This is a genomic window from uncultured Massilia sp. (assembly GCF_913773735.1).
Classification (GTDB): domain Bacteria; phylum Pseudomonadota; class Gammaproteobacteria; order Burkholderiales; family Burkholderiaceae_D; genus Telluria.
The window spans coordinates 1-9,930 of the sequence record NZ_CAJYEB010000007.1 but is presented as its reverse complement, the minus strand read 5'-3'; the positions used below and the strand labels follow the sequence as shown (position 1 = coordinate 9,930).

Annotated in this window: 5 protein-coding genes; 1 reads left to right on the top strand and 4 read right to left on the bottom strand. The window is 70.7% G+C overall.

The window, feature by feature from the left end:
- Positions 1-1,057: hypothetical protein (locus QZ749_RS02835; protein WP_296943047.1), on the bottom strand; the 1,057-nt coding region annotated here is incomplete at its 3' end.
- Between the two features lie 47 nt (positions 1,058-1,104).
- On the opposite strand from QZ749_RS02835, the gene QZ749_RS25625 reads away from it, so the two are divergent.
- A complete protein-coding gene (locus QZ749_RS25625) occupies positions 1,105-2,568 on the top strand; it encodes a hypothetical protein (protein WP_373896770.1) in 1,464 nt (487 codons plus the stop codon).
- A 518-nt stretch (positions 2,569-3,086) separates the two neighbouring features.
- Here QZ749_RS25625 and QZ749_RS02825 read toward each other — a convergent pair.
- From QZ749_RS02825 to QZ749_RS02815, 3 genes are all read right to left on the bottom strand, one after another.
- Positions 3,087-4,847, bottom strand: a complete 1,761-nt coding sequence (locus tag QZ749_RS02825; RefSeq protein ID WP_296943043.1) for a M14 family metallopeptidase — start codon at positions 4,845-4,847, stop codon at positions 3,087-3,089.
- 111 nt (positions 4,848-4,958) lie between these two features.
- Complete coding sequence (locus QZ749_RS02820) at positions 4,959-6,458, bottom strand: S41 family peptidase (protein ID WP_296943041.1); 1,500 nt, start codon at positions 6,456-6,458, stop codon at positions 4,959-4,961.
- A 200-nt stretch (positions 6,459-6,658) separates the two neighbouring features.
- Positions 6,659-9,930: indolepyruvate ferredoxin oxidoreductase family protein (locus QZ749_RS02815; protein ID WP_296943039.1), on the bottom strand; the 3,272-nt coding region annotated here is incomplete at its 5' end.

The window sequence follows — 9,930 nt, the reverse complement described above, 5'->3', positions numbered from 1 at the left end:
CGCGCGCGAACGTGCTGCCGCCGCCCGGCTGCGCCACCTGCACGGTGATGCGCTCGATGCCCTTGACGTAGTCGGTCTCCGCCCCGGCGCCGACCTTGTGCGTGTAGCCGTTGGCGAACGCCTGCGCATCGGCGCCGTTCATCCCCGCCACCAGCTGCACCACCTGCACGGCGGCGGCCGCCGCCTGGTCGGCCACCACCACGTGCAGCACGTCCTGCGGTTTGCCGCCCCAGGGCGTGCTGCCGCCGTTGGCGCCGCCGTCGGCGTAGTTGGTGCCGGCGCCCATCGTGAAATCGTCGCCGTAGCCGGAGCCGACGGCAGTGTCGTCGCCGCCGCCCAGCTCGACGTAGACGCCGCGCCCGTGCTGCGCCATCAGCGCCTGCGCGGCAGTCGGGAGCGTGGACGCGTCGAAGGCGTCGCCCCCGTCCGTGCCCTGGACCCAGGCATGGTGCATGCTGGCGGCAAGTCCCGGATCGGCGGCGCCGATGACGTACACCTCGGGCGCGAGGCGGATCGTCTTCACGTAGGCATTGCCGGCATCGATGCGGAACACGTTGACCTGCTCGACATCCTTCAGGTAGTCGGTCTCGCTGCCGTTGCTCACCTTGACCCGGTAGCCGGCCGCCCAGGCCGCGCCGTCGGCCCCGCCGGCGTCGGCGCCGAGCGCCGTCACCTGCAGCGCATCCACCGCGGCGGCCGAGGCGGCGAACACGTTCAGCACGTCGCGCGCCGGGTTGCCGTCCGGTCCCGTGCCGCCGTTGGCGCCGCCGTCGATGTAGTTGACCCCGTCCCCGGCGCGGAACACGTCGCCCCAGGCCGACCCGACGGCGGTATCGCCGCCGCCACCCAGCGCGACCGACACGCCGCGTCCGTAGGTGGCCATCAGCGTGCGGACCGCCTCCGGCAAGTCGGCGGCGTCGAAGGTCTCGGCGGCCGCGGTGCCGTGGGCGAGCACGAACACGTATTGCGATGCGAGCGGGACGCCCCAGGCGGTCTGCGTCGGGTCGTCCTGCGAGACGGGGATGGCGGAAACGTTGACGGTATTCGAGATGGTCATTGCGGTGTCCTATGCGGCGAGCGTGATCGGATGGCGGCGCGGTTCAGGTGCCCGGAAAGGTTTCCGGCGGCAGCGTGGGCGCCGGCGTGGGCGCCGGGGTCGGCGCCTGCGTCGGGGCCGGCGTGGGCGCGGGCGTGGGCGCCGGCGTGGGCGCGGGCGTGGGCGCCGGGGTCGGTGCGGCGGTCGGCGCCGGCGTGGGTGCCGGGGTCGGCGCCTGCGTCGGGGCCGGGGTTGGCGCCGGCGTCGGTGCCTGCGTCGGTGCCTGCGTCGGTGCCTGCGTCGGGGCCTGCGTAGGTGCCTGGGTCGGGGCCTGGGTCGGGGCCTGGGTCGGCGCCTGGGTCGGTGCCTGGGTCGGGGCCTGCGTCGGGGACTGCGTCGGGGCCTGCGTCGGTGCCTGCGTCGGCGCCTGCGTCGGCGCCTGGGTCGGTGCCTGCGTCGGTGCCTGGGTCGGTGCCTGCGTCGGCGCCTGGGTCGGCGCCTGCGTCGGGGCGGCCGTCGGCGCCGGCGTCGGCGCCTGGGTCGGTTGCTGGGCGCCGATCAGCACCAGCACCGCCTCGCCCACGCCCTCGAGCGACTGCGGCGGCTGGCTCGACGCCGGCGGCACCGCGGCGAGCACGCTGGTCGCGGCGACCAGCGCGGCCACCTCCTGGCCCATGCCGGCCTCGTTCACCGCGGCCAGCAGGCGCAGCGGCTCGCCAGCCGGCGCACCGGTGATGCCGGCGGCGCGGCGCTGGGCCAGCAACTGCACCTCGTTCACCCGCTTGACGACCGGATCGACGTTGCCGACCAGCGCCGCCTGCAGCGCGGCCCCGGTGGCGTCGGGCGCCGCCTGCAGCAGGCGCCCGACGGCGATCGCCACGCTCGCCTCGACGAGGTTGGCGACGTCGACGGCCAGCGCCGCCACGCCGCGCGCGGCCGGACGGTTCATCAGCAACCGGTCCTGGTTGGCGACGGCGCCGCCGATCACCGCGCCCACCGATTGCACGGTGCCCACCGATACCAGGCGCGCCACCTCGGCCGCCACCGCCTGGGCCACGCGGCTGGAGGCCGCGCCGGTGCCGGTCTCCGCGGCGGCCTTGTCGGTCGTGGCCAGCACTTCCATCGCCTTCTGCAGCGCCACCATCTTCTGCAGCAGGTTGCGCTCGCCGGCGGCCAGCGTCAGCGGATCGCGGTCGAGCACCGCCACCGAGGACAGTCCGAACACGCGCGCCACGTTGTCGCGCGCCTGCGCGACCGTCGGGGCGGCGCCCGCCGCGACCATGGCCTCGACGATCGTGCTCAGGGGCGTGACCGGCACCGACGGCTTGCTGGCCGCATCCTCGACGATGGCGCTCAGCGCATGCGTGAACGGCTGGCCGGTCGAGGTGTCGGTGCCGCCGCCGGCGCGCAGGCGCAGGCCGTTGACCTGGGCGACCGTGGCCGCGACCGCGAAGCTGAACTTGCCGCCCGCATCGGTGACGGCGCCGGGCTCGCCGGCGTCGCGCTGGCCATTGTTGTTCTGGTCCAGGTAGACGGTGGCACCGCTCAGGTAGCCGTCGACGACGACGCCGCTGAGCAGGGTGCTCGGGGCCGGCGGCTCGGCGACGGGGCCGGGACCGGAGGGGCCGTCGCCGCCGCCGCCGCAGCCGGCGAGCGCGAGGGCGACAGTCAATGCGACGGTGGATTTGCGGGGCAAGCGGGTGGTGGTCATGGTCGTCCTTGGGCACAGGGCAAAACGGGAATGCGCCGCCGGACCGGCGATGGCCGGGAAAAGGAGTGCACGCGAGCGCGCCGTCATGCGCGACGGCTGCGCGCGCGACGCCACGGCGCCGCCCGCGCGGGCGGCGCGCCGCTCTTTCGGGTCCTCTCTCCCCAGCCGCCACTTGTCATTGTTTTAGCGACAGCGCTTTTGTGGCGAGACTAAGTGAATTGACAATGCGCAGCAATTCCTCAAATGGGGAACGCGCATGCGGGAAGGATAATCGGGGATGCCGGCGACGCCCGCGGGCGCCGCCGGAAGGAAGGCAGGGAGGGCGTTACCGCGGTGGCGTCACAGCGCCGTATCGGTGCGCATCACCGGATACAGATTCAGGCGCTCGTCCCAGGACGCATGGCGGCGCGCGAAGAATTCCAGGCGCGCGTGCGGGTTCTTGGCGAAGGCGGCATCGGTCTCGACGCGCTGGCGGAATGCCGCGGCCAGCGCCGGGTCCTGCGCCATCTGCGCGCGCGCGACATCCTCGGCGACATACTCCTCCATGTATTCCTTGCGTTCGAAGGCATTGTTGAAGAGGCCCCAGGCCAGCAGCGAGTCCGGCGCCTGCGGCTCGAACATCGCCACCACCAGGCGCGCCTTGGGCTGGGCGACCGGGACGAACAGCGCGCCCTTGCCCAGCGCGCGCGGTTCCTGCTTCCAGCTGCCCTCGACCTTCAGGCGCTGGTGCGACTCGAACGAGACGTTGGCGAACGTCGCCTTGTCGGCGCGGAAGGTCTCGACCGGCGCCGCGGCGACCGCCTTGTCCAGCTTGCGGTAGGCGATGCCGTGCTGGTCCAGCTTGGCCGCCACGGCCTGCGCGAACGCGGCCGGCACGACGTAGCCGGCGCGCGGCGCGTTCACGCGCAGGTCCTCCACCACCTCGTCGCGCAGCGGCACGTGCCAGACCTGCGGCTTGCTTTCGTCGTAGCGCGTCATCAGCATGCCCGACACGTCGGACATCGTGCGCGTGTAGGCATAGCCCTGGAAGTCGACCATCGTCGTCCTGTCGGTGGTCCGGTAGGTCAGCGCCACCGGCTGGCCGCCGATGCGCAGGGCGCGCGCATCGGCCTCGCGCGCCGCCTGCTGCCATTCCTTGCCGTGGCGCGCCACCTGCTGCAGCACCGAGACGAAGGCGTTGTGCGTCACGCGCACGCGGGTCGGGTAGTCCTTCCACGAATGGGTCTCGACCAGCATCGCCATCCGGTTGCGCAGCTGGAAGTAGCCGGTCGAGAAGCGCGGGTCGGACACGCTGTCGACGAAGCCCGAGGCCGGGTCGTCGGTCTCCTTGAACGACATGTAGTAGGACTGCGGCGCCGAGCCCTCCTTCGTGATGTCCTCGATGACGCCGGTGCGCAGCGCCAGGCCGGCCTTGCGGAATTCCGGGTCGCCCGAATACACCGGCTCGACCTGGATCGAAACGTCGTGCTGGAACATGGCGCCGTCGGTGACGTGCAGGTCGACGTAGGTCAGCGGATCCCAGGCGTTCACCAGCGCCAGCATGGCCTGCATCTCGGGCGCGTCGGCCTTCACGTAGTCGCGGTTCAGGTTGAAGTTCTGGGCGGTGGTGCGCCAGCCCATCTCGACCGGGCCGCGCTGGTTCGGGCGGTTCCACTTCGCGAAGCGCTCATGGCCGTCGACGTTGAACACGGGGACGAACAGCAGCACCTGCCTGCCCAGCGCGTCCGGGGCCAGCTTTTTCTCCAGCATTTCGCGCAGCGCCAGGAAACCGGCGTCCTTGCCGTCGATCTCGCCGGCGTGGATGCCGCCCTGGATCAGGGTGACGGGCAGGCCGCGCTTGTTGGCGGCATCGGCGGTGAACACGCCGTCGGCGTTCGCGGCCAGCGCCAGCATCGGCCGGCCTTCCGGCGTGGTGCCGAACTGGAAGCACTTCACCTGTTTCGGATAGGCCTGCTGGAAGGCGGCGCACAGCCTGACGACTTCGTCGTAGCGGCCGGTGGCGGTAAAGCCCGAGCGCTCCGACATGGTAACGAGGTCGGGTGCGGCATGCGACAGGGGAATGGCGGCCATCAGGGCGGCCAGCAACGCAGAACGAATCATCCAGGACTCCAGCAGGGTTGAGAAAATTTTATGCTGGAAATTATAGACGGGCGAAGTCCCGGCGTCGCCCCCGCGTGGGCGGCAACGCCATGGCGTCGCGCCGGTGCCGGATCACCTGCGCGGCAGGATCGCGATCTCCTTCGCCTGCGGCCGCACCAGTTCCATCGGCACCGCCTTCGCGCGCGAGACCGGGCAGGTGCCGCTGGCGCGGTAGTTCAGCGCCGCGGCCAGCAGGCCCTCGGCCGTGTCGCCCTGGGCGCGCGACAGGTCGTCGGCCACCGTGCAGGTCGGGGCGAAGCCGTCGGCGAAGTCGCCGAAGCCCTTCGCGTTCACGCCCTGGAACTCGATCGAGAAATAGGTCGTGCCGCAGTTGTCCACCGGCGTGAAGCCGTAGGGCTTGCCGCAGGTCTGGCCGCCGATGATGTCGACCTGGACGTCGACGCCGCGCAGGCCGTTGATCACGGCCTCGCTGGCCGAGCAGGTGCCGGACGTGGCCAGCACGGTGACGCGCTTCAAGCCCAGCGACGGCAGCGCCTGGCCGGCCGGCGCCGGGTTCGGCGAGGCGAAGCCGTAGGCGGTGTTGCGGAACGGGATCGGCGCTTCCGGCGCCGTCTTGTCGTTGTACTGCAGGCGCTCGAAGGTCTTGCCGGCCGTGGTCGGTCCCGACACCATGTAGGCCAGTTCGCTGGCGATGTACAGCAGGCCGCCGCCGTTGTAGCGCATGTCGATCACCAGGTCGCTCACGGCCTGCGCCTTGAACATGACGAAGGCGTCGATCAGCTGCTTCTCGGCCACCGCGTTGAAGTCGTCGAAGATCAGGTAGCCGACCCGGCCCGTGGGCGTGTCGATCACCTTGGCGTTCTTCACCGACGCGCTCGCGACCACGGCCGCGTTCAGGCCGACGTCGAAGGTGTCGCTGCCGCGCCGGATGGTGAGGCGGTGCGCTTCGCCGGCGCCTTTCGGGAACAGGCCCGCATTGAGCCTGGCGACGCCGTCGGTCGTGGCGGTGTTCACGAAGTCGATGCCGTCGACGGCCACCAGCATGTCGCCGCGCCGCACGCCGGCCAGCGCGGCCGGCGAACCCGGCTCGACGATCGCGGCGAGCCAGGTGCGCGGCGGCGTCGTGGCATTGCGCGACCAGGTCAGGCCGTAGCCGACTTCCTCGCCGGCCCGGTTCAGCGCATCCCATTCGGCCGTCGTGTAGGTGAAATGGAAACGGTCCTTGGCCTTGCCCGACGGGGTCAGGCCGGGCGTCTTGAGCGCGCCGAAATAGCTGATGGCGTCGGTATAGTCGGCCATGCGCACGGTGGACGGGATCTCGTTGTACCAGAGGTAGTAGCGGTCGGCCCAGCCGCGCAGGAATGTCATCTCGTCGGCAAGCGTGCCCTGGCGGTCCGGGAAGGACATGCCGACGGCGTCGACGCCCGTGCGCGGCTTGGCGCACAGGTTCTGGTAGCGCATGAAGTCGGTCGGGATCGGGTCCGGCGTGGCGGCCGGCGTGCCCGGTTGCGTCGTGCCGCCGTTGTTACCACCGTTGCCGGTACTCCCGGCGCCCGGCGCGATGGCGGGACTGCCGCCGCCACCGCCGCCGCCGCAGGCGGTCAGCGCCAATGCGGCGACGAGGGTGGAAACTGCGACACAGGCCGGACGGCGAAGGAGAGCGAGAGGCGAAGTCATGCGTCCGATTATAGCCCCCGGAACCGGCGTAATTGCATCCAACTGTAACAGTTGGGAAGATGCGACAACGCCGCCGGGCCGGGCCGGATCGCCCGTCGCGGCGGCGCTGTCCGGGCGCCGGCAGGAACGCCGTGTCAGGCGGCGCGCGAGGCGGCGCCGCCCGCGTGGAAGGCGGCGACCAGGTCCGCTTCCTTGCGCTTGGCCGCCGCCAGGTGGCGCTCCTTGACGTGGCCGAAGCCGCGGATGTCTTCCGGCACGCTGGCGATCGCCACGGCCTGGGCCAGGTTGTCGGCCGTCAGTTTCGGCAGCAGCGCCTCGACCGTGCGGCGGTATTCCTGGATCAGGGCGCGCTCGGTGCGGCGTTCCTCGGTGCGGCCGAACGGGTCGAACGCCGTGCCGCGCAGTCCCTTGAATTTGGCCAGCACGCCGAAGGCCTTCATCATCCACGGGCCGAACTCCTGCTTGACCAGGTGGCCGTCCTTGTCCTTCTTCGCGAACAGCGGCGGCGCCAGGTGGAACTTCAGCTTGACGTCGCCTTCGAACATGCCGTCGATCTTGGCCATGAAGGCCGGATCGGTGTACAGGCGCGCGACCTCGTACTCGTCCTTGTAGGCCATCAGCTTGTGCAGGTTGCGCGCCACGGCCTGGGACAGGCGCGTGCCCTTGCCCAGCTTGTCCTCGGCGGCGCGCACCCGGCCGACGAAGTCGCGGTAGTCGCGCGCATAGGCCGCATCCTGGTAGGCCGTCAACAGCGCGACGCGGCGCTCGACCAGGTCGTCCAGCGTCTCGCTGCGCTTGAATTCGATGACCTTGGCGGGCGTGGTCAGCTTGACCACGGCGGCCAGGTCGTGCGCGGCCTTGCGGCCCCACTCGAAGGCGGACTTGTTGAAGCCGACCGACACGCCGTTCAGTTCGATCGCCTTCATGATCGACGCTTCGCGCAGCGGCACGTGGCCCTTCTGGAAGGCGTAGCCGAGCATGAACATATTGGTCGCGATGGCGTCGCCCATCAGGCTGGTGGCGATCTGGCCGGCGTCGATGAAGTCGACGTTGCCGGCGCCGCAAGCCTGCACGATGGCGCCGCGCGAACCTTCGGCCGGGAACTGCCAGTCCGGGTTCTTGATGAAGGCGGCCGTGGTCGCGCCGCTGCCGTTCACCGCGGCCCAGGTGCGGCCTTCTCCCATGCGCGACAGCGCGTCGCGGCTGGCGGTGACGATCTGGTCGCAGCCGATCACGAGGTCGGCGTTGCCGGTGCCCACGCGGGTCGAGTGCAGGTCCGACTGGCGGTCCGCCAGGCGCACGTGCGACATCACCGGGCCGCCCTTCTGCGCCAGGCCGCTCATGTCCAGCACCAGCGCGCCCTTGTTCTCGACGTGGGCCGCCATCGCCAGGATCTGGCCGACGGTGACGACGCCGGTGCCGCCGATGCCGGTGACGAGGATCCCGAACGGCTGCTCGGTCGACGGGATCGCCGGCATCGGCAGCGCGGGGGCGGCGGCGTCGGGCGCCGTCGCCGCGGCGGCCTTCTTCGGCTTCTTCAGGCCGCCGCCCTCGACGGTGACGAAGCTGGGGCAGAAACCGGTCACGCACGAAAAGTCCTTGTTGCACGAGGACTGGTTGATCTGGCGCTTGCGGCCCAGTTCCGTTTCCAGCGGCTCCACCGACAGGCAGTTCGACTGCTTCGAGCAGTCGCCGCAGCCTTCGCACACGGCCTCGTTGATGACGGCGCGCTTGGCCGGATCCGGGTAGGCGCCCTTCTTGCGGCGGCGGCGCTTTTCCGACGCGCAGGTCTGGTCGTAGATCATGGCCGACACGCCCGGCATCTCGCGCAGCTCGCGCTGCACGTCCATCAGCTCGGCGCGGTGGCGCACGGTGACGCCCTCGGCCCACGGGTAGTCGGCCGGATACTTGTCCGGCTCGTCGGTGACGACGATGATCGGCTTGACGCCCTCGGCCGCGAGCTGGCGGCTGATCCTGGCCGGATCGAGCGGACCGTCGACGACCTGGCCGCCCGTCATGGCGACGGCGTCGTTGTACAGGATCTTGTAGGTGATGTTGACCCTGGCCGCGACCGAGGCGCGGATCGCCAGCACGCCCGAGTGGAAATAGGTGCCGTCGCCGAGGTTGGCGAACACGTGCTTTTCATCGGTGAACGGGGCCTGGCCGATCCAGGTGGTGCCCTCGGCGCCCATGTGCGTGAAGGTGGACGTCTCGCGGTCCATCCATAGCACCATGTAGTGGCAGCCGATGCCGGCCATCGCGCGCGAGCCGTCCGGCACCTTGGTCGAGCTGTTGTGCGGGCAGCCCGAGCAGAAGTACGGGATGCGGTCGGTTTCCGGGTTGGCCTTGGCCGGGATGTTCCTGAGCACCAGCTCCTTCGCTTCCAGGAAGGCGATGCGTTCCTGGACGCGCTGCGCCACCGGGTGGCCGGCGCAGTAGTGCGAGATGCGCGAGGCGATGGCGCGCGCGATCTGCGCCGGGTTCAGCTCGTAGGTGCCCGGCAGCAGCCAGTCGCCGCGGCCGGAACGGCTTTTCTCGCTCCATTCGCCGGTGTCGTCGAACTTGCCGACCACGCGCGGGCGCTCGCCGTCCGGCAGGTTGTACAGCTCTTCCTTGAGCGCGTATTCGAGCACCTGGCGCTTTTCCTCGACGACGATGATCTCGTCCAGGCCGCGCGCGAATTCCTGCACGCCCATCGCATCGAGCGGCCAGGTCATGCCGACCTTGTACAGGCGCAGGCCGATCTCGCTGGCGGCCTGCTCGTCGATGCCGAGGTCGGCCAGCGCCTGGCGCGTGTCGAGGTAGCTCTTGCCCGCGGTGATGATGCCGATCTTCGGCGCCGGGCTGTCCCAGACGATGTTGTTCAGCTTATTGGCGCGCGCATACGCCAGGGCCGCATACCACTTGTGGTTGTTCATGCGGACTTCCTGGTCCAGCACGGCGTCCGGCCAGCGGATGTTCAGGCCGCCCGGGGGCAGCTCGAAGTCGGTCGGGATGACGGTCTGGACGCGGTCCGGGTCGAGGTCGACGACGGCGCCCGACTCGATGATGTCGGTCACGCACTTGAGCGACACCCACAGGCCGCTGTAGCGGCTCATGGCCCAGGCGTGCAGGCCGTAGTCGATGTATTCCTGCACCGACGACGGGTACAGCACCGGGATGCCGCAGTGGTGCAGGATGTGGTCGGACTGGTGCGCCGTCGACGAGGACTTGGCGGCATGGTCGTCGCCGGCCAGCACCACCACGCCACCATGCTTCGCGGAGCCGGCATTGTTGCCGTGCTTGAAGACGTCGCCGCAGCGGTCCACGCCCGGGCCCTTGCCGTACCACATGGCGAACACGCCGTCGTACTTCGCGCCCTCGAACAGGTTGGTCTGCTGGGTGCCCCAGACCGCCGTGGCGGCCA

What these genes read in the sequence shown, in the direction of transcription:
- QZ749_RS02825 (WP_296943043.1), bottom strand. Translation starts at nt 4,847, where the DNA reads ATGATTCGTTCTGCGTTGCTGGCCGCCCTGATGGCCGCCATTCCCCTG.